Origin of the sequence: Herbaspirillum sp. NPDC087042 (assembly GCF_044745245.1) — a bacterium.
In the GTDB taxonomy this organism is placed as follows: Bacteria; Pseudomonadota; Gammaproteobacteria; order Burkholderiales; family Burkholderiaceae_D; genus Herbaspirillum.
Map to the genome: position 1 here is coordinate 25917 of NZ_JBIUZW010000020.1, position 20982 is coordinate 46898.

Genomic DNA, 20982 nt, shown 5'->3' on the forward strand with positions numbered 1-20982 from the left:
GCCCGGGGCTTGGCCCGGTCGGACCCCGCATTTTAAAGAAGATTGGCGGCGCCGCGCTATCAAAAACATCAAATCGGGCGTTTTTCCCCGGATCTTCGCCCATCTATCCAGCCTGATCGCAGATCACCGTCAACACAGTCAAGAGACAAGGATTCCCATGACAGCCTCCCATCGCCCCAGCGGCCGCAGCGTTTCGCAACTGCGCGAGGTGCGCATCACGCGCCAGTACACCAAGCACGCCGAGGGTTCGGTGCTGGTCGAGTTCGGTGACACCAAGGTATTGTGCACCGCCTCCATCGAGGAGAAGGTCCCCGGTTTCCTGAAGGGCCGTGGCCAGGGCTGGCTCACCGCCGAATACGGCATGCTGCCGCGTTCCACCCATACCCGCATGGACCGTGAAGCCGCCAAGGGCAAGCAGTCCGGCCGCACCCAGGAAATCCAGCGCCTGATCGGCCGCGCCCTGCGCGCCGCCTTCGACCTGGAAGCCTTCGGCGAGCGCACCCTGCAACTGGACTGCGACGTCCTGCAAGCCGATGGCGGCACCCGTACCGCCGCCATCACCGGCGCCATGGTGGCCGCCTATGACGCCTTCTCGGCACTGAAGTCGCGCGGCCTCATCGAGACCATCCCGGCCAAGCACTTCGTGGCCGCCATTTCGGTAGGTGTCTACCAGGGCTTACCGGTGCTGGACCTGGACTATCTGGAAGATTCCGACTGCGATACCGACATGAACGTGGTCATGACCGAAGCCGGCCATTTCGTCGAAGTGCAAGGCACGGCCGAGGGCGCCGCCTTCGATCGCGCGACGCTCAACAGCCTGCTGGACCTGGCCCAACAGGGCATCGCCACCCTCAATGGCCTGCAAAAGCAGGCATTGGGCCTGTAACAGCGGTCATCCAGCGAGCAGAGTAGAGATATGGATCACAAGCAAAAGATCGTCATGGCGTCCAACAACGCCGGCAAACTCAAGGAATTCGCCAGCCTCCTGGGCGATATCGGCCTGGACGTGCGTCCCCAGGGCGAGTTCGACGTGCCCGAGGCGGAGGAGCCCTTCGGCACCTTCGTCGAGAATGCCCTGACCAAGGCGCGCCACGCCGCGCGCCTGACCGGATTGCCGGCGCTGGCCGATGACTCCGGGGTCTGCGTGAATGCGCTGGGCGGCGCGCCCGGCGTCTATTCGGCGCGCTATGCCGGTGAACCCAAGTCGGATGCGGCCAACAACGCCAAGCTCATCGCCGACCTGCAGTCTCATGCCGACAAGTCGGCCTATTACTACTGTGTGCTGGTTTATGTGCGTCACGCTGACGATCCGCAACCGGTCATCGCTGATGGCGTCTGGAAGGGGGAGATCGTGGCGCAGGCGCGCGGGGAGGGTGGTTTCGGCTACGACCCGTATTTCCTGTTGCCGGAGCTGGGCAAGACGGCCGCCGAACTGAGCGCGGCCGAGAAGAATGCCGTGTCGCATCGCGGCCAGGCCCTGCGTGCGCTGGTCGAGAAGTTGAAATGATTCCCATCAAGCCCGTTCCCTCCCAGGCGCCGGCCGGGGCCGCTGCATCCGGCCCGGCCCAGGCGGCGCTGGCCTTCCTCAAGCCAGGCAGCCTGCAACTGACGGCCTTGCCGCCCTTGTCGCTGTATGTGCATTTCCCCTGGTGCGTGCGTAAATGCCCGTATTGCGATTTCAATTCGCATGAGGTCAAGGACGGTTTTCCCGAGCAGCAATACCTGGATGCCCTGCGTGCCGACCTGGAGCAATCCCTGCCGCTGATCTGGGGCCGCAAGATCACCACCATCTTCATCGGTGGCGGCACCCCCAGCCTGCTCTCGGCCGCCGGTCTGGACCGCCTGCTGTCGGACCTGCGCACCTTGCTGCCCTTCGACAGCGATATCGAGATCACGATGGAGGCCAATCCTGGCACCTTCGAGGCCGACAAGTTCCGCGCCTATCGCGACAGCGGCATCAACCGCCTGTCGATCGGCATCCAGAGCTTCAACAGCCATCACCTGCAAGCCCTGGGACGCATCCACGACGGCGGCCAGGCCCTGAAGGCAGTCGAGATCGCCCAGGCCAACTTCGACAACTTCAACCTGGACCTGATGTATGCGCTGCCCAACCAGACCCTGGAGGAAGCCCGCACCGACATCGCCACCGCCATCGGCTTTGCGCCACCGCACCTGTCGCTCTATCACCTGACGCTGGAGCCCAATACGCTGTTCGCCAAGTTCCCGCCGCCGGTGCCGGACGACGACACCAGCGCCGACATGCAGGACATGATCGCCGAGCTGACGACGGCCGGTGGTTATACCAACTACGAGGTGTCGGCCTATGCGCGGCCCCAGCGACGCGCCCGCCACAACCTGAACTACTGGCGCTTCGGCGACTACCTGGGCATTGGCGCGGGGGCGCATTCCAAGCTGTCCTTCCCGCACCGCATCGTGCGCCAGATGCGCTACAAGCATCCGCAGACCTATCTGCAGCAGATGCAGGCCGGCAGCCCCATCCAGGAAGAAGCCGAGATCGGCCGCGATGCGCTGGGCTTCGAATTCATGCTCAATGCCCTGCGCCTGACCGAGGGCTTCCCGCCCAACCTGTTCGCCGAGCGCACCGGCATGGGCCTCAACCAGATCGAGAAACAGCTCGATCTGGCCGAGAAAAAAGGAATGTTGTATAGGGATCACGCTTTGATCCGGCCAACTGACCTGGGACGCCGTTTTCTGAATGATTTACAGGAAATCTTCCTGTCAGATTAAAGCTTTGTTGCAAGCTTGCTGTTATCAGGTATATTTAGAAAAAATTTAATTTTAATTAAGTATTCTGCTGGGAAACTTCTTAACGGTTTTTCAACATGACAGAGCGTCTCGGCAATTCCACGGGCCGCGCCAAGATAAAAATATGGCTGTTCAGGATAAAAGCGTTCCTTTTCCTCTCGTGTTTCTGCAGCCTGTCGCTGACGTTCATCACGTCTGGACCGCGCTGTCTTTGCATGTATCACCGACGGTCGAGGATGGCAGTGCGCTGCTTTCCCGGCTCTTCAACGAATTCGACCTGCATGACGCCCTGGGCGGTCTGACCTGCATCATTCCGGTGCGCGACCCCGCGGTCTTCGCCCCCGAATTCAAGCAGGAGATCCCGCAGGGCCAGCTCGCATTGCGGGTGCCGGTGGAACACTGCGTGGACCCCGGCAAGATCGATGCCCTGGACTGGCTCTACAGCCGCGGCTTTGCCATCATCGCCGATGGCTTACCGGCGCAGGGCGCCAGTGTCTTCCCGTTCGTCGAATCGATCGCACTGGATGCCAGCATCGGTCGCCTGCCGGAAACCGGGCAATGGCTGCACCGCCTGCGCGGACCGCATCTGGCCGAGAACGTGGCCGATGCCATGCAGTTCGATGCCTGCCGCATGGAGGGCTTCCGCTGGTTCTCGGGCGACTATGCCCTGCATCCGGATAGCCGCCTGTCGCAAAAGAACTCGATTTCGCGGGCACGTCTGCTGAAGCTGCTGGAACTGGTGGCGCGCGATGCCGATGCCAATGAGCTGGAGTCCCTGTTGAAGCAGGATCCGGCCCTGTCGTACCAGCTCTTCAAGCTGGTCAGTTCGGCGGCCTTCGGTTTTTCGGCGCACATCACCAATTTCACCCAGGCCATCAACCTGCTGGGCCGACGCCAGTTGCAGCGTTGGCTGCAACTGCTGCTCTATGCGCGCTTCCCTGGCGACGAATCGGCCAATCCCTTGTTGCCGCGCGCGGCAGCCCGTGCGGCCATGATGGAGTCGATGGCCATACAGATCGACTGTACCCAGGAAGAGCTGGATCGTGCCTTCATCATCGGCATGTTCTCGCTGCTCGATATCCTGCTCGGCATGCCTCTGACGGACATCATCGAGCCGCTCAAGCTGCCGGTGGACATCGTCAACGCCCTGGTGCACCGCACCGGTCGCCTGGGCAAGTTGCTCGACGTGGTCGAGCGCTCCGAGGACGGCCGTATTCCCTTGCGCCATAGTGACCTGGATGCGGCCGGACTGGACGCCCTGGTTTATTGCCGCTGCTTGATCCAGGCCTTCAATTGGGCCACTCGCGTCAGCACCGAGGCGTGATAGAGATGATTTCTTCTGTCGGCACCGACGATCTGGCATGCTGTTCGGCATTGCTGGACGCCATGCAGAACCTGCAAGGTATGGCTCTGCATGCGGCGCTGGGAGGAATCGCATCCGGTTTTCTCAAGCGCCCGGGTGGGCGCTTCGCGCTCAATCCGGCCATGGAGAAGACGGCGGGGCTGCTGCAGGAGGTCGAGTTCGAGGGTACGCGTTTCGGTTATTTCCTCTTTCCCACGCTCACGCGCCCCTACAGCGAACTTGAGCGCGCCCGCCTGGCCATGCTGGCGGCATTCGCCGGCCGGCTCATGCAGCGCCGCGCCGAGACCGACAAGCGCGCCCGGTCGCTGGACCAGATCGAAGTCAAGCTGGAGCAGCAGGCACAGATCCTGAATCAGATGCATGAATCGGTGATCACCATGGATCCGGCCGGCTTCATCACCAGCTGGAACCGTGGCGCCGAGCAACTGTTCGGTTACTCCGCCCTGGAGGCCATCGGCCGCAATGTGCTCTTCCTCTATGAAAATGAGGATGAGGAAGACTCCCTGCACGACATGTTCCTGGAGCAGGGCGGTCGCGAGATGGAAGTGCGGCGCCGCAAGAAGTCCGGCGAAGTCTTCTGGGCCAGCCTGTCGCTGTCGGTCATGCGCGACCAGCATGGGCATCCGATCGGCCTGATCGGTTATCTCAATGACATTACCGAGCGCAAGAACGCCGAAAAGCTGATCCATCACCTGGCCTACTACGATGCGCTCACCGGCCTGCCCAACCGCACGCTGCTCACGCGCACGGTCGACCAGGCGCTGCTGGAAGCCAAGCACGAGAACATGCACGGCTGCGTGATGTTCATCGACCTGAACCGCTTCAAGCCCATCAACGATACGCTGGGCCATGTGGCCGGCGACATGTTGCTGGTCGAAGTGGCGATCCGCCTGCGCCGCGCCTTGCGCGAGCAGGATGTGGTGGCGCGCCTGGGGGCCGATGAATTCGCGGTGGCGCTGTTCGACATCGACAAGGACTATCACCCCGGTTTCGTGGCACAGCAGCTGCTGGCGGTGTTCGACGATCCCTTCTTCATCGATGGCCATGAATTGCGGGTCGGCGCCAGCATCGGCGTGAGCATGTACCCGGAAGACGCCAGCGATACCGAAACCCTGCTGCGCCTGGCCGACATTGCCATGTACCGGGCCAAGCAGGGCGGTGACAACAATGAAGGCGGCTACGTCTATTACAGCGAGGAGATGAACCGCAACACGCTGGACCTGTTGCGCATCGAGACCGGACTGTTGCACGCCTTCGAATACAACGAACTGCTGCTGTACTACCAGCCCAAGGTGGACATGAACACCCTGGCCATCACCGGTGCCGAGGCACTGGTGCGCTGGCAGCATCCGGAGCGTGGCCTGCTGCTGCCGGGCGAGTTCATCCCGATTGCCGAAGAGACTGGCCTGATCGTGCAACTGAGTGACTGGGTGCTGGACGCCGTATGTCGCCAGGCGCGCTCCTGGAAGGAAGCCGGCCTGGCGCCGATCCGTATCGCCCTGAACGTGACGGCGCGTGAATTCACCCGGTCCCTGCCTGACCGTGTGCGCGCCGCCTTGAGCCGGCACATGCTCAGCGGTGACTGGCTGGAGCTGGAGATCACCGAAAGCATGCTGATGCACAGCACGGATCGTGTCATTTCCATCATGGAGAAGATCTGCAGCCTGGGCATCACCATCTCGCTGGACGATTTCGGCACCGGCTATTCCAGCCTGTCCTACCTGAAGCGTTTCCCCATCAATACGCTCAAGATCGACCGCTCCTTCACCATGGGCATCCCCGACGATACCAATGACTGCGCCATTGCCAGCGCCATCATCGGTATCGCCAAGCAATTGCGCCACAAGGTCATCGCCGAAGGGGTGGAGACCGAAAAGCAGTTCAACTTCCTGCGCGAAGCCGGTTGCAACGAGCTGCAGGGCTATATCTTCTCGCGTCCGGTGCCGGCACCCGACTTCCACGCCATGCTGCTGGAGGGGCGCAAGCTCGACGTGACGGGCGAATCTTCCCGGGTCTCGCAGGACAGCGCCGAGGCCTGAGACGCTTGGCTTTTTCGTGTCAGCTTCTGACGCGGCATTTTCCCTGATTTTGATTGCTCACCGTTTTTTCCGCTCCTATGCTGGAGGTGGTCTTGCGCACTTTTCCCGCGACTTTACTTGTTGATGCCCAGAATCTTTTTGGCACAGGTGAAGAATTCTGTCGATTTTCCGTGGTCGGAATCGGGGCAATCACTTTATCGGCATGAAAACCGCCTATCCTCGACAATTTTTTCACCGTCACTATCACTATCAATACAAAAGGAGAATGATCATGAAGCGATACATCGCCCTGGTTGCAGCCCTGGTAGCCGGATCCGCGTGGGCGGCCTCGGATGCGCAGATCAAGGTGCCGCTCAACCTCGTCAATGCCCAGGGTATCGCCGGGCCGGCCGGCGAGGTGACCATCATCGAGACGGCGTATGGGCTGGTGTTCAAGCCCTCCCTGAGCGGCTTGCCCAGCGGCATCCATGGTTTCCATGTGCACCAGAACCCGTCGTGCGACCCGCTCAACAAGGACGGCAAGATGGAGCCCGCGCTGGCTGCCGGTGGTCACTGGGATCCGGAAAAGACCGGCAAGCATGAAGGCCCCTACGGCGAAGGGCACCTGGGCGACCTGCCAGCCCTGTATGTGAATGCGGAAGGGCGTGCCGACTATCCGGTACTGGCGCCGCGTATCAAGACTTTGGCCGAGGTGCGCGGGCATGCCCTGATGGTGCATGTGGGCGGCGACAATCATTCCGATCATCCGGCGCCGCTGGGTGGCGGGGGTGTGCGGATGGCTTGCGGGGTGATCCAGTAATTCTGCTCTGGCCTATTGGGGGGATGTGCATCGACCTTTTCATAGCGGTGCGACGCTGCGCACGTGCAGCCAGCGGCGGTAGGCAGCGCGCGCGGCATAGTCCAGCAGGAAGCCCAGGAACCCGACCAGCACGATGGCGGCCATCAGTTCCGGATAGGCCAGCCGGTCGCGCGTATCAAGGATGAAGTAACCCAGGCCGGCCGACACGCCCAGCATCTCGGCCGGCACCAGCACGATCCAGATGATGCCGATGGCCAGTCGGACACCGGTCAGGATGTGCGCGGTGATGCCCGGCAGGATCAGCCGCAGCACCGTCTCGCTGCGGGTGGCCGACAGGCTGCGCGCCAGCAATAGCCAGTTGGGATCGAGCTGGGCCACGCCGGCGGCAGTGCTGAGCATGACCGGCCATAGCGCCGCGAAGGCCAACAGGAAATACACCGGTGCATCGCCCACCCCGAACACCATCACCGCCAGCGGCATCCACGACAACGGCGACACCATCCGCAGGAACTGGAACAGCGGCGAGGCCGTACGCGAGAACAACGGCGAGGTCGCGATCAGGATGCCCATCGGCACGCCGCCGACAATGGCCAGCAACAGGCCGATGGCCACGCGTTTCAGACTGACCGCGATGTGATGCCAGACGTAGCTGTCCTGGAGCATGGCCGCCAACGCGTGGGCCGCTTCCTGCGGCGCGAACGCGCCGGCAATGGGTACCGCCGGGCGGAGTGCCAGCACGCCCAGGTACCATGCACAGATGGCCACCAGAAAACCGGACAGGGGCAAACCTAAGCGCTTCCCCATGATCAGGCCGCGATCACTTCCGAGCGCAGCAGGCTGGCCGGCAGGCCGAATACGCCGGGGCCGCCGACCTCCTGGATGGCGCGCCTGACGAAGCGGTCGTCGACCAGGTCGCCTGCCACGAAGCGCGGATCTAGCCCGGACAGGAAGCGATTGTCACCCTCGATCCGGGTCTGCAGCAATGCCTTGACCAGTTCCTCGGTGTAGGACGGGAAAGGATATGGCTGGAAATCGATACGGCGCTGCTGCCAATCCCTGTGATGGATGATGCCGCTGCGCTCGTAGGCCGAGTAATCGGTGGCCGCCAGCACCTTGGTCAGTACCTGCAACGGGTGCGGCGTGTAGCGGTGCTCGTCGGTATTGGAAAGCAGCTTGGCGGTGTCGGTCTGGTTATTGCGGGTCCACAGCTGTGCCTTGACGATGGCGCTGGTGACGCGCTGACTCCACTCGGGACGTTCGACCGTGTCGCGCTCGGACAAGAAGGTCACGCAGCACGCGTGGTTCTTCCAGACGTCGCCCGAGAAGCGCAAGATCTTGCCGATGCCGGCAGTCTCTGCCGCGGCGTTGAAGGGTTCGGCCACGATGTAGCCGGCTATGCTCTTGCTGGCCAGTGCCGAGACCATTTCGGCTGGCGCCAGCACCACCAGGTTCACCTCGTTAGGCCTGACCGAGGCATCGCGCGCGCGGGTCACCGGTTGCAGACCGTTGGCGCGCAGCAGCTGCTGCAGCAGGATGTTATGGATCGAATACCAGAATGGCACGGCTACCGTGCGCCCACCGAGGTCGGCTAGTTTGTCGATGCTCTTATCGACGGTCAGCGCCGAGCCGTTGACGTGGTTCCATGCCACCACCTTGGCCGGGAAGCGGGCGCCGTAGCGGACCCATAGCGTGGCCGGCGAGAGCAGATGGATGGCATTGACCTGGCCGGCCACGAAGGCTTCCACGATCTGCGCCCATGAACGGAACAGTCGTGGCGGTTCGGTGCGCAGGCCCTCGGCCTCAAACAGCTTGCGCCCGTGTGCCACCAGCAGCGGCGTGGCATCGGTGATGGGCAGGTAACCGATGCGTACTGGCTGATCGTCGCCCTTGAAGGCCTGGGCGCGCGCATCGTTGGCCATGAGCAGCGGTGCCGCGGCCGAGGCGGTGGCCAGTGCCGACATTTTCAGGAAGTCCCGGCGCGACATGCCGCAGTCGCAATCAGCGCTTGTGCAGAGATGGAGCTTGTCAGCGGACGTAGTCGAGGGGCTTGCGGGTTTCATTGGCGTTCTCCGATGAGGCAGGCTGGGTGATGTTGTTATGGCGCTGGCGCAAGGCCGCCAGGATCTCGAGCTTGAGCGCGGCAAAGGCTTGCGGGGCGGCGTCGCGCGGACGGGAGATGGGTACTTCCCATTCATGAAGGATGCGCCCGGGGCTGCCGCTCATGAGCACAATGCGGTCGGCGGTGAGGATGGCTTCGTCGATGTCGTGCGTCACCAGCAGCACCGCCGTATGCCAGCGTTGCACCAGCCCGGTCAGCAGCAGTTGCATCTCGGCGCGGGTGATAGCGTCCAGCGCTGAAAACGGTTCGTCGGCAAACAGCAGCGCCGGCTGGCGCGCCAGCGCCCTGGCGATGGCCACGCGCTGTGCCATGCCACCGGAGAGCTGGGCAGGAAACGCGCGCGCATGTTCACTCAGACCGACCGCCTCGATGGCTTGCGCCACGCGCTGGTGGCGTTGGTTGGCCGACAGCGCCGGCTGATGTTTGAAATCGAGGCCGAAGCCAACATTGCCGGCCACATCCAGCCAGGGCAGCAGGCCTGCTTGCTGGAACACCAGCGCGCTGCGCGGATGGGGGGCGTCCAGCGGCTCGCCCAGGAAGCGGCGCTCGCCGTGGTCGGCGCTGATCAATCCGGCCAGTACCTTGAGCAGGGTCGACTTGCCGCAGCCGCTGGCGCCCAGCAGGCTGACAATCTCACGCGGGCGCACCGCCAGGTCGATGCCGGCCAGCACCGGCTTGCCGGCATAGCTGACATCGATGCCGCGCGCCTCCAGCAGCGGCGCACCGTCGTGTGGGAACGTGCCGCTCATGCGCGGGTGACATGGTGGCGTTGCAGCTCTGCCTGCAACTGGGTGAGACTGGGTGTGACCACCGGCACGAAGGCCGCCTCGGTCCAGCGGCGCAGGAAATCGTTGTTGTCTGGTGCCAGGTAGGCGCTGCCTCCTTTGGCCTGCAATTCAAGTCCGACTGCTTGCTGCGCAATTTCAGCCAGGCGAATGCGCAGACGGAACAGCGGCGCGGCCTGCGTCTGGAAATGGTCATTGGCGACGCCGTCGAGCAGTTGCGCCACGGTCGTCTGCAACTCTTGCTGGAGTGCGCAAATGGTGTCGACCAGCGCCCCGCGCCGGCTCTCGGATCGTATCAGTGCCTGGCGCAGGCTGGCGCGCGACAAACCGATGGACATGCCGCATTGCAGGCTCAGGAACGCCGGACGCACCTGTGGCAGGTAGCGGCCTGCGTCTTCGTGCAGCACGTCGGCAGCGTCGATGGCAACGTTCTCGAGCGCGATGGCGGCAGTATTGCTGCCGCGCAGTGCGATCAGGTCGAGGTCGTCGCTACGTTCGACACCGGGCAGGGCACTGTCGAAGGCAATCACCATCGGGGCTCGCTCGGCCGTCGTGGCTACCGCCGCGGCGGCCACGAAGCCGGCCCGGCGCAAGTTGGTGACCCAAGGCAGCTTGCCGTGCAGGCGCCAGCCGTTGGCACGGGCCTGGGCGGTGACCTGTAGCGACTCGATGCCGCCCAGGAATTTCATGGCGTTGGACAGTCCGCTGGCACCGGCACGCTCGCCGGCCAGCAGCGATGGCAGGTGTCGCTCGGCCAGTGCGCGGTTGGGGCTTTGCAGCAAGTACTGGATAAAGCTGCGTTGACCCCAGAAGGCGAAGGCGGCTGCCATCGAATATTCGGCCACGTCGGCCACGGCCTGCGTGGCGTCGCGCACATCCCCGCCGGCGCCGCCTTGCGCCTCCGGCACCCCGATGGAGAACAGGCCGGCGCGCGCCAGGCGCGGCACCACCTCTTCGCTGACGGCGTCGTTGCGGTTGAGATCGTCGGCATGGATCGCCAGCCATTGGGCCAGATCGGCATCGAGCTGGCTTGACGGAGGTATCAGGGAAGAGGTCTGCGGCATTGTCAGATGGCGCCTTCGAGATAGGGTTGCAGTTCGGGATTGACCGGTGTGCCGGCCAGGCTGTTGGCGAAGTTGCACAGCGTGGCCAGACTGATGCCGAGCAGCACCTCCAGTGCCTGCGCCTGGTTGTAGCCGGCACTGGTGAAGGCATCGTAGTCCTGCTGGACGACCTTGCCGCGTGTGGCAATGGCAGCGCCGGCAAAGCGGCGCAGGGCTTCCAGGCGGGCGTCGTCGAGTGGCGTGCCGTGTTGCAGGGCCCGCACACTGTCTATGGAGATGCCGGCCTTCTTCAGCGCCACGGCGGTATGTCCGGCCACGCAGAAATCACAGCCGTGGATGCGCGCGGCAGTGATCTGCACCACTTCGCGTTCGGCCAGTGTGAGGCTGCTGCGGGCGTTGATGCCAGCTACGGTGAGATAGGTTTCCAGCGCCACCGGTGCATTGGCCAGTACGCCGATGAGATTGGGCAGGAAGCCGTTGGCCGCGATGGCGCGCTCGACGAAAGGCTGGCTGGCCTCGGGTGCGGAGGCGAGGGTGTGCAAGGTCAGGCGCGACATGGTCGATTTCCAGGAAGTGGTGGTGCGTCGATTATCGCCAGCGCACCGTACCGGCTCCAGTCGCAGGTGTCTTGATTTTGTGCTCGAACGTCTTTAGTTGAGCTGGGCAGTGAGTGAGTCGGCGTTGCTGCTGCCATGGTCGTTGACGCGACGAGCGCGTCGGTAGGCGCCCGGCTGCTCGCCGATGACCTTCTTGAAGGCGCGCGAGAAGGCAGCGTGTGAGCGATACCCGACGTGTTCGGCGGCCTGGTCGATGGTGTCGCCGGCGTGCAGTTTTTGCGCGGCGATCTTCATGCGCAGCGCCAGCAGGAACTGGGCGGGTGGTTGCCCGCAGGCATCCACGAAGTGCTTGCAGAAACGTGCACGCGACATGTGCGCCAGGCGCGCCATTTGATCGATTGACCAATCCTCGCCAGGGGCTTGCAGCAGGTGCTCCAGCAAGACCGCGAACTCCGGGCGCTGGGCCACTGCCAGCAGGCCGGCGGCGATGTCGTGGCGCTGTGCCACGTGGCGGATCACGTAAAAGAACAGCGCCTCGACCAACCGCGCGATGAGCGGCGAGGGTGAGTCGGGATGGGTCTTGGGCTCGTCCAGGATCAGGTCGAATAGGGCGGCAGCGGCGCGCAGGCGAGTGTCTTCGGCGCGGATCACCAGGTGCGTGGGGAAGGAGTTGAGCATCAGCGTGCCGGCCGGCCCGTGGAAATCGAAGAAGCCGCAGGCCAGCCCGGTCTCGCCGGCCACGATGGTGTCGAGTACCTGCATTTCGGCGCAGCCGAAGCCCGTCTCTGGGTCGGCGCTGGGACTGAGGAAATGCGGAATGTCACGCAACATGAAGACGGCGTCGCGCGGGCCCAGTTCGACCGGTGCGCTGTCGCGCAGGTGCAGGTAGCAGCGACCTCCCAGTACCAGGTGGAAGCTGCCCAGGCCACGTCCCGAGGTGGAGGCGCGCCAGCGGCCGCAGTACTTGCCGACGTGGAAGACCGTGGTGTCCAGTTCCAGTCCGTTGAGCAGCCAGTGCACCAGGCGATCGATATCCATTGTTGACTTTGTTCATGTTCGGGCAGGGCGCATGTTGGCCGCGCCACTGCACCGGCAACGGTATCGTGCCGATGCTTAACCTTAAGCGGCAGCCCGGCAGCGGCGAACTAATTTTTCCGCAGATGCTTATGCGTTCGACGTGCTTTATCCGGCGTGCTTTATTCCAACGCCACCACCGCGTCGCGCACGGCGACCTGGCGCGAGATATGGCCGCCCATGTGAAAGAAGTCGGCCACGGCTTGCTGGGACTGCACCACCGCCGGCGTGAGCGGATGGTGCGCACCCCACGGCTGGCGCTTCAGCGCGCGCACCCAGGAGCTACTGCATCAATGCGAACTGCGGATCGGGTACCGTCCACGCATCCACCAGACCGCTCTGGAAGGCGCTGCTGGCCTCACTGTATTGCAGGTGACGGATGTCCACGTCCTGTTCGCTCAGACCGGCCTGTTCTACAGCTTGATCAACAGGTACTGGCCGCCTGATCCCTTGGCAGCAGCGATCTTCCTGCCGCGTAGGTCGGCGCACCTTGCGCACTGGCGAGGCAGCCGGCACGATCTGGCCGTAGTTGTCGTTATAGGCGGCGGAGTAGCCGATGTAGCGGATATTGGGCCCCGCTTTTAACTGAGATATTTGTTGAGTCGTTTAGCTGCGTTGCGCAAATGTGTTTCTGCTGCCGTTGCTGCAGCACTCGGATCACTATCTTCAATAGCCTGCAGGATTGCCTTGTGTTCGTCCTGTACGGCCTGAATCAAGTTGTTGTAATTGGTCGCAGTGTTGCTACGTGCTTGGCGGATCAGCCTGCGAACATGCCTTTCCAAGTATTCGTTGAGCATGCAGAAATGTGGGTTCTTTGTTGAATCAACGATTGCCTGGTGAAATGCAAAATCTTCCTCATCACCGAGTTTGTCATTGATGATGGCGTATTCCATACCTACCAATGCTTTTTTGATTTTTTTGAGATCTTCAGGTGTACGGCGAAGCGCGGCATAGCGGGCGGCCGCAGTTTCGAGTGCTACTAGTAGTTCGATGACGTGTTCCAGACCCTCTGCATCATTGAGTGCTGTAGCCTCAAAACGAAATGCCTGACGGGAGCCGCGCTCGTTGACGAACGCGCCGCGCCCCTGTTGGGCATTGACGATGCCTTCGGACTTCAATTGCGAAAGTGCTTCTCGGACAACGGATCGGCTTACGGAGAATTTCTCACCCAGCTGTTTTTCACTGGGTAACTTGTCGCCAGGTTTAAGTCGTTGCTCGCGGATTTCTTCGTTGATCCATTCAACGATGTCTTCGGTGAGCGATTGAGCCGGTGGGCGTGAAATTACAGTTTTCATGGGTCGAGTGGACCTTGTTTTAATTAATGTACAGGCCGCCGTTGACCTGCAGCGTCTCCGCCGTAATGAAGGAGGCCAGCGGCGAGCATAGGAAGGCGATCGCTCCAGCCACTTCTTCGGCACTGCCCAAGCGGCGCAGCGGTGTGTTCTGCAGCAGGGCTTGTTCGTTCTTGGCCAGCAGCGCTTTGGTCATCGGCGTGGAAATGATACCCGGAGATAGTGCATTGACTCGTGTTTTCGGCGCAAGCTCAAGCGCCAGGCTGCGCGAGAAGCTGATCACCGCGCCCTTGGCCGCCGAGTAGTGGGCGTGCGCGTAGCTGCCGCGCTGGGCTGCCACCGACGCCAGGTTGACGATGGAACTGCCCTCGCGCAGATGGGGGATGACCGCGCGGCAGATATGGAAGGTGCCGTCCAGGTTGATGGCCATCAGGCGCCGCCAATCCTCGTCGCTCATGTCTGCCACCAGCTTTTCCGGATAGATGCCGGCCGAGTGCACCAGGTGGTCGATGCCGCCGTGCTGGCGCGCGCAGGCGTCGGCCTGGTCGCGACAGGCCTGGGAGTCGGCCACGTCCAGCCGGTGCAGGCTCACGCGCGCGGCCGGGGCGATGGCGCGCACTTCTTCGCGCAGGCTTTCCAATGCCGCCATGTCGATATCGGCCAGCGCCAGGTGGGCGCCATGGCGCGCCACCAGTAGCGAGGTCGCGCGAGCGATGCCGCCGCCGGCGCCAGTGATGAAAAAGCTTTGTCCTTCAAATGAAATCACATCGTCTCCTCTGATATTGGCTCTGTAGCCGGATTGCGTGGTCGCTCCCAATGCCTTGATGGGAAAGGCTTTCCGGTCGTTGATCAGGTTCATGCAAGCAGCGGGGCGGGGTGGGCGAGGATTGTTGACATCACAAAAACTGCTCTGTAGAATCGCCCCACAACTTGTCTGACATGTTTGAAAGTTTATCAGACATCTTAAAAAAAACCTATTGAAGTTCGGCGAAAATGCCGACCGATTCCAGAACAAGAGCGCCGCCCGCGAGGCAGGCGCCACCCAACGAAGGAGACATCGTGAGCCAGGCAACAGGCAAGGGTAGGAACGAAACGCAGTGGCCGACACCGGCCATCGACGGGCATACCAAAGTAGTCGGCATCGTGGCCGACCCGATCGGGCAGGTGCGCACGCCGCAGGCCTTCAATGCCCTGATGGCGGCGCGCGGTATCAATGCCGTGGTGGTGCCACTGCAGGTGGCGCCGGGAGGATTCGCCGCCGCCGTCAAGATCTTCGCCCAGGTGCGCAGTATGGCCGGCCTGGTGGTCACCATCCCCTACAAGGAAAGCATTCTGCCGCTGTGCGATGAGCTCACCGATGCCGCGCGCCAGGTAGGCGCGGTCAACATCGTGCGCTTCGTGCGCGGCGCCGATGCAGATGCGGATAGCGTGCGCATGATCGGCAGCAACCTGGACGGCGAAGGTTTCGCGGGAGGCCTGCTGGAGCAGGGACATGCGCTGGCCGGGCGCGAGGTATATCTGGCCGGCGCCGGCGGCGCCGCCAAGGCGATCGCGCATGCGCTGGCCGGGCAGGGAGTGGCCGCCATCGGCATCCATAACCGCAATCCCGAGCGCGCCGCCCAGCTGGTGGCCGAGCTCCAGCGCTACTACCCGCAACTGCGCGCCTACGTGGCGCCGGCGGTGCCGCGCGACTGCACGCTGGCCATCAACTCTACTTCGCTGGGCCTGGCCGAGGGCGACCCCTTGCCGTTCCCGGTGGACCAGCTGCCGCCTGGCGCGCTGGTGGCCGAGGCGGTCATGAAGGTCGAGCTCACGCCCTTGCTGGCCGCCGCCCAGGCGCGCGGCCTGACGGTGCACTATGGCCGCCACATGATGGAAACCCAGATCGAACGCATGGCGCAGTTCCTCGGCTTGCTCTGAGGGCGCGCTGCCATATGAGGAAGGGAGCCGCGCCGGCTGGCTCTCAATCGGAACCCAGGCGCCGGTAGCGCAAGACCCGGGTTCCTACAACCATAACGGAGATGATGCATGACCATGAAGCAAATCGGATTGTCCCTGTCGGCGCTGGCCATGGCCGCCACCGCCACCGCTGCCCAGGCCGCCGCACCGCTGAAGATCGCGCTGGTGGAAACCCTGTCCGGCCCGCAAGCCTCGACCGGCCTGCTGTACCGCGCCGCGGTGAAGTATGAGATGGACCGCATCAATGCCGCCGGCGGCTGGAACGGCGCGCCGATCCAGCTGGCCGAGTATGACAACCAGGGCGGCCCCGCGGGCGCCTCCGACAAGGTCAAGGCCGCCATCGCCGGCGGCGCGCAGATCATCATCCAGGGTTCTTCCTCGGCGGTGTCGGGCCAGATCACCGAAGACGTGCGCAAGTACAACATCCGCAACGTCGGCAAGGAAGTGCTGTTCCTGAACATGGGCGGCGAGGCGCTGGAGCTGACCGGCGACAAGTGCCACTTCTATCATTTCCGCTTCACCACCAACGCCGTGATCCGCGTCAAGACCCTGGTGCCGGCCATGAAGGAAGCCAAGGAGCTGGGCACCAAGGTCTACGCCATGAACCAGAACTACTCCTGGGGCGCCGACATGGACAAAGCCATCAAGGACTACGCCGGCACCGGCGGCTACACCGTGGTCGAGAGCACCCTACATGACGTCAACAAGATCCAGGACTTCTCGCCCTACGTGGCCAAGATCAAGGCCAGCGGCGCCGACACGGTGTTGACCGGCAACTGGTCCAACGACCTGCTGTTGCTGATGAAGGCCACCCGCGCGGCCGGCCTGAAGGTGCGCTTCGGCACCGTGTTCCTGGACCAGCCGGGCAACATCGGCAACGCCGGCGACACCGCCCTGGGCCACTTCATCTCGCATGCCTTCAACATCGAGACCAACAAGGCCACCGAGCAGTTCGCCAACGACTACAAGGCCAAGACCGGCCACTTCCCGACCTTCATCGAGCCGCAGACCGCCTTCGGCATGCAGATGCTGGGCGAGGCGCTCAAGCAGGTCAAGCCCAGCGGCGACAAGGTCAACGTGACCGAACTGGCCAAGGCGCTGGAGAAGGTCAAGATCGAGACACCCATGGGTGAAACCTCGATCCGCGCCGCCGACCACCAGGTCATGCTGCCCATCGTCGTATCGCGCGTCGAGAAGAACGTGAAGTACAAGATCGACGACACCGACATGGGCTTCAAGGTGATCAAGAAGTTCAGCGCCGAGGAAGCCGTCAACCCGGTCCAGAGCAGCTGCAAGATGCAACGTCCCTCCTGATCGGCTAACCGCGCCGGCGCCGCGAATGGTCGCGGTGCCGACATGACGCCGGGCGGTGTTCCGCCCGGCACGGGGACTGTCGTCCCGTCTTCCTGGAAAACGCTATGGAATTCTTTACCGTATCGCTGATCAACGGCACCATCTACGGGCTGTTGCTGTTCATGGTGTCAGCCGGCCTGACCCTGATCTTCGGCATGATGGGCGTGCTCAATTTCGCCCATACCTCGTTCTACATGGTAGGCGCCTACCTGGCCTACACCCTGCAAAAATTCATCGGCTTCTGGCCGGCGGTGATCGTCGCGCCGCTCATCGTGGGCGCGCTGGGCATTATCGTCGAGCGCTGGTTCCTGCGCCGCGTGCACAAGTACGGGCACGCCCACGAGCTGCTGCTGACATTCGGCCTGTCCTTCATCATCGCCGAACTGATAAAGTTGTTCTTCGGCAACTACCCGGTCAACTATCAGGTGCCGGCTTCGCTTTCCTTCGCCGCCTTCCGCCTGTTCGGTACCGACTATCCCTTCTACCGCCTGCTGATGGGCCTGGTTTCGCTGCTCATGTTCGGCCTGATCTACCTGCTGCTTTCGCGCACCCGCATCGGCATCGTGGTGCGCTCGGCGATCTATCGCCCGGCCATGGCCGAGACGCTGGGCCACAACGTGCCGCTGGTGTTCATGGGCGTGTTCGGCGTGGGCGCGGCGCTGGCCGGCCTGGCCGGCGCGATCGCCGGCGCCTTCTACACCACCAATCCCAACATGGCTCTGGAGCTGGGCGTGCTGGTGTTCGTGGTGGTCATCATCGGCGGCCTCGGGTCGCTGGAAGGCGCGATGCTGTCGTCAATCCTGATCGGCCTGATCTCGTCCTTCGCCGTCGGCGTCGACATCAGCCTGGCCGATGCGCTGACCTATGTCGGCGCGGGCGACTGGGCGCGCGAGGTGGGTGGCCTGCTGACGCTGAAGGTCTCGTCGCTGGCCGCCACGATCCCGTTCGCGCTGATGCTGCTGGTATTGCTGGTACGCCCGTCCGGGCTGATGGGGGAAAAGGAGTGAGCATGATGAACGAATCCACCAACAAGGCCTTGCCCGCCGTGCCGCTGGCCCAGCCCACCGGTGCCGGCGCACTGGCGCCGCGCCTGCTGCTGCTGGCCATCGTGCTGCTGCTGGTAGCGGTGCCTGGCCTGCTGTCGCAAGCGCTGGTCAACGCCGCGATCCAGATGCTGATCGCCGCGCTGTTTGCCACCGCCTTCAATGTCCTGGCCGGGCAGGGCGGCATGCTGTCCTTCGGCCACGCCGCTTACTTCGGCATCGGCGCCTTCGCCACCTTGCACGCAATGAACGCGCTGGGCGGCGCCGGCTTGCTGCCCACGCCGCTGCTGCCGGTGTTCGGCGGCCTGGGCGGTTGCGCCCTGGGGCTGGTGGCCGGCTGGTTCTCGACCCAGCGCAGCGGCGTCTATTTCTCGATGATCACGCTGGCCCTGGCCGAGCTGCTGCACGCGTTGGCGCCGCACCTCACCGGCGTCTTCGGCGGCGAGGCGGGCGTGTCGTCGATGCGCATGCCGGCCTGGGGCGTGTCCTTCGGCGAACCCTTCCATGTCTATTACCTGACCCTGGCCTGGGTGCTGGCCTCGCTGTGCATTCTGTACTTCTTCACCCGCACACCGCTGGGCCGCCTGACCCTGGGCCTGCGCGAGAATGCGCATCGCCTCAAGTTCCTCGGCTACAACGTGCACTCGGCGCGGGTGATGGTGTTCATGATCTCGGCCTGCTTCTCGGGCGTGGCCGGCGGACTGCTGGCGATGAACAACGAAGCTGCCAACTACGTGCTGTTCGACGTGCGCCTGTCCTCCGAGGTGGTGCTCAACGCCTACATCGGCGGCACCGGCGTGTTCTTCGGCCCGGCGCTGGGTGCGGCGGTGATGACCTTCTTCGGCTACGCCGTCTCCGACCTGACGCGCTCCTGGCTGCTGTACCAGGGACTGATCTTCGTGGTGGTGATGATGTTCATGCCCAATGGCCTCTCCGGCGTGGTGCTGTGGTGGCAGCGCAGCCAGCAGGGCAGTGCCGTGCTGGCGCGCTACGTGCTCGGCTGGGCCATCGGCGGCTTGCTGTGCGCGGCGGCGGTGGTGTTCGCGGTCGAGCTGCTGCAGCGCGCGCTGGGCGCCGACTACCAGTCGCTGCTGGTGGCGGGCCAGCCGTGGCCGGCCATCGACCTGTTCGGCCGCGCCTGGCTGCCGGGAGCATTGTCGACCTGGCTGCTGCCGCTGGCGCTGGTGATTGTGGGCGGCGTCGCGCTGCGCCGCGTGAGCCGCGCCTGGGATGAACTCAATGACAAGGAGGGCGCATGACTGCCGTCACCCAGACCAACCACGTACCCGCGCTGACGCTGCGCCAGGTCAACAAATCCTTCGGCGAGGCGCACATCATCCGCGGCGTCGACCTCGAGCTACGCACCGGCGAGCGCCACGCCTTTATCGGCCCCAACGGCGCAGGCAAGTCGACCCTGTTCCACCTGATCTCGGGCCAGTTCAAGCCCAGCGCGGGCGAGATTCTGCTGGGCCAGTCGCCCATCGGCGGGCTGGCGCCGGAGCGCATCAACCGCATGGGCCTGGCGCGTTCCTTCCAGATCACTAACATCTTCTCCAAGCTCTCGGTGTTCGAGAACCTGCGGCTGGGCGTGATGCAGCGCTTTGGCATGCAATACACGCTGTGGCGCCCGATCGCCGGCTACCGCAAGGTGACCGCACTGGCCGAGCAGCTCATGGAGCAGGTGCGCCTCACCCGTCATCGCGACACCTTGGGCGGCGAGCTCTCCTACTCGGAGCAGCGCTCGCTGGAGATCGGCATGACGCTGGCCTCCGACCCCAAGGTGTTGCTGCTGGACGAGCCCATGGCCGGCATGTCGCGCGAAGAGACCGACTACACCGCCGAGCTGCTGCGCGAGCTCTCCGCCGGGCGCACCCTGATGATCGTCGAGCACGACATGGACGTGGTGTTCTCCCTGTGCGACCGCATCAGCGTGCTGGTCTACGGGCAGGTGGTGGCCACCGGCACACCGGAAGAAATCCGCAACAACAGCCAGGTGCAGGAAGCCTACCTGGGCACGGAGGTATCGGCATGAGCGCCACTGTCACCACATCCGCGGCGCCGCTGCTGCAAGTCAGGGAGCTGCACGCCCACTATGGCAAGAGCCACATCCTGCAGGGCGTGAGTTTCGAGGTCGGCCGCAACGAGGTGATCAGCCTGCTGGGCCGCAACGGTTCGGGCCGCTCCACCACTGCGCGCGCCATCATGGGCCTGGTGCCGCCCACCGGCGGCCAGGTCTTGCTGGATGGCCGCGACCTGGCCGGGCAGCGGCCGTTCGCGGTCTCGCGCGCCGGTATCGCCTTCGTGCCGGAAGAGCGCGAAGTGTTCGCCAACCTCAGCGTGGACGAGAACCTGCAGATGGGCATGCAGCGCGCTCGCGACGACGCGCCGCAGTGGACGCTGCAGCAGATGTTCGATTTCTTCCCGCGCCTGAAGGAACGTCGCAACACCCGCGCCGGCAACCTCTCCGGCGGCGAGCAGCAGATGCTCACCATCTGCCGCTCCCTGCTGGGCAACCCACGCCTGATCCTGATCGACGAGCCCACCGAGGGCCTGGCACCCAAGATCGTGACGGTGGTGGGTGAGGCGATCCAGGAGATCCACCGGCGCGGCGTGTCGGTGGTGCTGATCGAACAGAAGCTGACCATCGCCCTGAAGATCTCCACCGGCGTGTGCCTGCTGGGCCACGGCCACATCGTCTTCAAGGGCAGTCCCGATGAACTGAGCGGCAACCCGCAGCTGCTCAAAGACTGGCTGGCGGTATGACCGGCG

21 protein-coding genes are annotated in these 20982 nt (G+C 63.8%); 12 read left to right on the forward strand and 9 right to left on the reverse strand.

Annotated elements, in window-relative coordinates:
• Positions 1–157: 157 nt before the first annotated feature.
• The 6 genes from rph (at position 158) to sodC (ending at position 6967) form a co-directional block, all read left to right on the forward strand.
• Complete coding sequence (gene rph, locus ACIPHN_RS22670; RefSeq protein ID WP_400440504.1) at positions 158–886, forward strand: ribonuclease PH; 729 nt, start codon at positions 158–160, stop codon at positions 884–886.
• A 30-nt stretch (positions 887–916) separates the two neighbouring features.
• A complete protein-coding gene (gene rdgB, locus ACIPHN_RS22675; RefSeq protein WP_400440507.1) occupies positions 917–1507 on the forward strand; it encodes an RdgB/HAM1 family non-canonical purine NTP pyrophosphatase in 591 nt (196 codons plus the stop codon).
• Entirely contained in the window at positions 1504–2748 is a 1245-nt protein-coding gene (gene hemW / locus ACIPHN_RS22680) for a radical SAM family heme chaperone HemW (RefSeq protein WP_400440510.1), read from the forward strand. Before rdgB ends, hemW begins: the two co-directional genes overlap by 4 nt.
• Positions 2749–2890: 142 nt before the next feature.
• Positions 2891–4090 carry an EAL and HDOD domain-containing protein gene (locus tag ACIPHN_RS22685; RefSeq protein ID WP_400440513.1) on the forward strand — a complete coding sequence of 400 codons (1200 nt, stop codon included), beginning with the start codon at positions 2891–2893 and terminating at the stop codon, positions 4088–4090.
• 5 nt (positions 4091–4095) lie between these two features.
• Entirely contained in the window at positions 4096–6168 is a 2073-nt protein-coding gene (locus ACIPHN_RS22690; protein WP_400440515.1) for a putative bifunctional diguanylate cyclase/phosphodiesterase, read from the forward strand.
• 271 nt (positions 6169–6439) lie between these two features.
• Positions 6440–6967, forward strand: a complete 528-nt coding sequence (gene sodC / locus ACIPHN_RS22695; RefSeq protein WP_400440518.1) for a superoxide dismutase [Cu-Zn] SodC — start codon at positions 6440–6442, stop codon at positions 6965–6967.
• A 39-nt stretch (positions 6968–7006) separates the two neighbouring features.
• Here the strand turns inward: sodC and ACIPHN_RS22700 are convergent, their stop codons facing one another.
• The 9 genes from ACIPHN_RS22700 to ACIPHN_RS22740 all read right to left on the reverse strand — a co-directional run bounded on the left by ACIPHN_RS22700 (position 7007) and on the right by ACIPHN_RS22740 (position 14624).
• Positions 7007–7771, reverse strand: a complete 765-nt coding sequence (locus ACIPHN_RS22700; RefSeq protein ID WP_400440521.1) for an ABC transporter permease — start codon at positions 7769–7771, stop codon at positions 7007–7009.
• 2 nt (positions 7772–7773) lie between these two features.
• On the reverse strand, positions 7774–8952 hold the full coding sequence (locus ACIPHN_RS22705) for an ABC transporter substrate-binding protein (RefSeq protein WP_400440524.1): 1179 nt from the start codon (positions 8950–8952) through the stop codon (positions 7774–7776).
• A 40-nt stretch (positions 8953–8992) separates the two neighbouring features.
• Positions 8993–9835, reverse strand: coding sequence for an ABC transporter ATP-binding protein (locus ACIPHN_RS22710; RefSeq protein WP_400440527.1), 843 nt, complete (start codon positions 9833–9835; stop codon positions 8993–8995).
• Positions 9832–10935 (reverse strand): acyl-CoA dehydrogenase family protein, encoded by a 1104-nt coding sequence (locus ACIPHN_RS22715; protein ID WP_400440529.1) that lies wholly within the window; start codon positions 10933–10935, stop codon positions 9832–9834. The genes ACIPHN_RS22710 and ACIPHN_RS22715 overlap by 4 nt, the downstream gene beginning before the upstream one ends.
• A gap of 2 nt (positions 10936–10937) precedes the next feature.
• Entirely contained in the window at positions 10938–11492 is a 555-nt protein-coding gene (locus ACIPHN_RS22720; RefSeq protein WP_400440532.1) for a carboxymuconolactone decarboxylase family protein, read from the reverse strand.
• A 93-nt stretch (positions 11493–11585) separates the two neighbouring features.
• Complete coding sequence (locus ACIPHN_RS22725; protein WP_400440535.1) at positions 11586–12530, reverse strand: cupin domain-containing protein; 945 nt, start codon at positions 12528–12530, stop codon at positions 11586–11588.
• 158 nt (positions 12531–12688) lie between these two features.
• The gene (locus ACIPHN_RS22730) at positions 12689–12841 is read right to left on the reverse strand and encodes a hypothetical protein (RefSeq protein ID WP_400440536.1); all 153 of its coding nucleotides are present in this window, start codon (positions 12839–12841) and stop codon (positions 12689–12691) included.
• Positions 12842–13147: 306 nt separating this feature from the next.
• Positions 13148–13861 carry a FadR/GntR family transcriptional regulator gene (locus tag ACIPHN_RS22735; RefSeq protein WP_400440539.1) on the reverse strand — a complete coding sequence of 238 codons (714 nt, stop codon included), beginning with the start codon at positions 13859–13861 and terminating at the stop codon, positions 13148–13150.
• 19 nt (positions 13862–13880) lie between these two features.
• Complete coding sequence (locus ACIPHN_RS22740; protein ID WP_400440542.1) at positions 13881–14624, reverse strand: SDR family NAD(P)-dependent oxidoreductase; 744 nt, start codon at positions 14622–14624, stop codon at positions 13881–13883.
• A 293-nt stretch (positions 14625–14917) separates the two neighbouring features.
• On the opposite strand from ACIPHN_RS22740, the gene ACIPHN_RS22745 reads away from it, so the two are divergent.
• The 6 genes from ACIPHN_RS22745 (at position 14918) to ACIPHN_RS22770 (ending at position 20976) form a co-directional block, all read left to right on the forward strand.
• A complete protein-coding gene (locus tag ACIPHN_RS22745) occupies positions 14918–15778 on the forward strand; it encodes a shikimate dehydrogenase family protein (RefSeq protein ID WP_400440545.1) in 861 nt (286 codons plus the stop codon).
• Positions 15779–15892: 114 nt separating this feature from the next.
• On the forward strand, positions 15893–17131 hold the full coding sequence (locus ACIPHN_RS22750) for a branched-chain amino acid ABC transporter substrate-binding protein (protein ID WP_400440682.1): 1239 nt from the start codon (positions 15893–15895) through the stop codon (positions 17129–17131).
• A gap of 104 nt (positions 17132–17235) precedes the next feature.
• The gene (locus ACIPHN_RS22755) at positions 17236–18177 is read left to right on the forward strand and encodes a branched-chain amino acid ABC transporter permease (protein ID WP_400440547.1); all 942 of its coding nucleotides are present in this window, start codon (positions 17236–17238) and stop codon (positions 18175–18177) included.
• A gap of 2 nt (positions 18178–18179) precedes the next feature.
• Positions 18180–19472 (forward strand): branched-chain amino acid ABC transporter permease, encoded by a 1293-nt coding sequence (locus ACIPHN_RS22760; protein WP_400440550.1) that lies wholly within the window; start codon positions 18180–18182, stop codon positions 19470–19472.
• Positions 19469–20245, forward strand: coding sequence for an ABC transporter ATP-binding protein (locus tag ACIPHN_RS22765; protein ID WP_400440553.1), 777 nt, complete (start codon positions 19469–19471; stop codon positions 20243–20245). The genes ACIPHN_RS22760 and ACIPHN_RS22765 overlap by 4 nt, the downstream gene beginning before the upstream one ends.
• Positions 20242–20976: an ABC transporter ATP-binding protein gene (locus ACIPHN_RS22770; protein ID WP_400440556.1), complete on the forward strand. Its 735-nt coding sequence runs from the start codon at positions 20242–20244 to the stop codon at positions 20974–20976. The genes ACIPHN_RS22765 and ACIPHN_RS22770 overlap by 4 nt, the downstream gene beginning before the upstream one ends.
• Positions 20977–20982: the final 6 nt, after the last annotated feature.

What these genes read in the sequence shown, in the direction of transcription:
- rph (WP_400440504.1), top strand. Translation starts at nt 158, where the DNA reads ATGACAGCCTCCCATCGCCCCAGCGGCCGCAGCGTTTCGCAACTGCGC.
- rdgB (WP_400440507.1), top strand. Translation starts at nt 917, where the DNA reads ATGGATCACAAGCAAAAGATCGTCATGGCGTCCAACAACGCCGGCAAA.
- hemW (WP_400440510.1), top strand. Translation starts at nt 1,504, where the DNA reads ATGATTCCCATCAAGCCCGTTCCCTCCCAGGCGCCGGCCGGGGCCGCT.
- ACIPHN_RS22685 (WP_400440513.1), top strand. Translation starts at nt 2,891, where the DNA reads ATGGCTGTTCAGGATAAAAGCGTTCCTTTTCCTCTCGTGTTTCTGCAG.
- ACIPHN_RS22690 (WP_400440515.1), top strand. Translation starts at nt 4,096, where the DNA reads ATGATTTCTTCTGTCGGCACCGACGATCTGGCATGCTGTTCGGCATTG.
- sodC (WP_400440518.1), top strand. Translation starts at nt 6,440, where the DNA reads ATGAAGCGATACATCGCCCTGGTTGCAGCCCTGGTAGCCGGATCCGCG.
- ACIPHN_RS22700 (WP_400440521.1), bottom strand. Translation starts at nt 7,771, where the DNA reads ATGGGGAAGCGCTTAGGTTTGCCCCTGTCCGGTTTTCTGGTGGCCATC.
- ACIPHN_RS22705 (WP_400440524.1), bottom strand. Translation starts at nt 8,952, where the DNA reads ATGTCGCGCCGGGACTTCCTGAAAATGTCGGCACTGGCCACCGCCTCG.
- ACIPHN_RS22710 (WP_400440527.1), bottom strand. Translation starts at nt 9,835, where the DNA reads ATGAGCGGCACGTTCCCACACGACGGTGCGCCGCTGCTGGAGGCGCGC.
- ACIPHN_RS22715 (WP_400440529.1), bottom strand. Translation starts at nt 10,935, where the DNA reads ATGCCGCAGACCTCTTCCCTGATACCTCCGTCAAGCCAGCTCGATGCC.
- ACIPHN_RS22720 (WP_400440532.1), bottom strand. Translation starts at nt 11,492, where the DNA reads ATGTCGCGCCTGACCTTGCACACCCTCGCCTCCGCACCCGAGGCCAGC.
- ACIPHN_RS22725 (WP_400440535.1), bottom strand. Translation starts at nt 12,530, where the DNA reads ATGGATATCGATCGCCTGGTGCACTGGCTGCTCAACGGACTGGAACTG.
- ACIPHN_RS22735 (WP_400440539.1), bottom strand. Translation starts at nt 13,861, where the DNA reads ATGAAAACTGTAATTTCACGCCCACCGGCTCAATCGCTCACCGAAGAC.
- ACIPHN_RS22750 (WP_400440682.1), top strand. Translation starts at nt 15,893, where the DNA reads ATGAAGCAAATCGGATTGTCCCTGTCGGCGCTGGCCATGGCCGCCACC.
- ACIPHN_RS22755 (WP_400440547.1), top strand. Translation starts at nt 17,236, where the DNA reads ATGGAATTCTTTACCGTATCGCTGATCAACGGCACCATCTACGGGCTG.
- ACIPHN_RS22760 (WP_400440550.1), top strand. Translation starts at nt 18,180, where the DNA reads ATGATGAACGAATCCACCAACAAGGCCTTGCCCGCCGTGCCGCTGGCC.
- ACIPHN_RS22765 (WP_400440553.1), top strand. Translation starts at nt 19,469, where the DNA reads ATGACTGCCGTCACCCAGACCAACCACGTACCCGCGCTGACGCTGCGC.
- ACIPHN_RS22770 (WP_400440556.1), top strand. Translation starts at nt 20,242, where the DNA reads ATGAGCGCCACTGTCACCACATCCGCGGCGCCGCTGCTGCAAGTCAGG.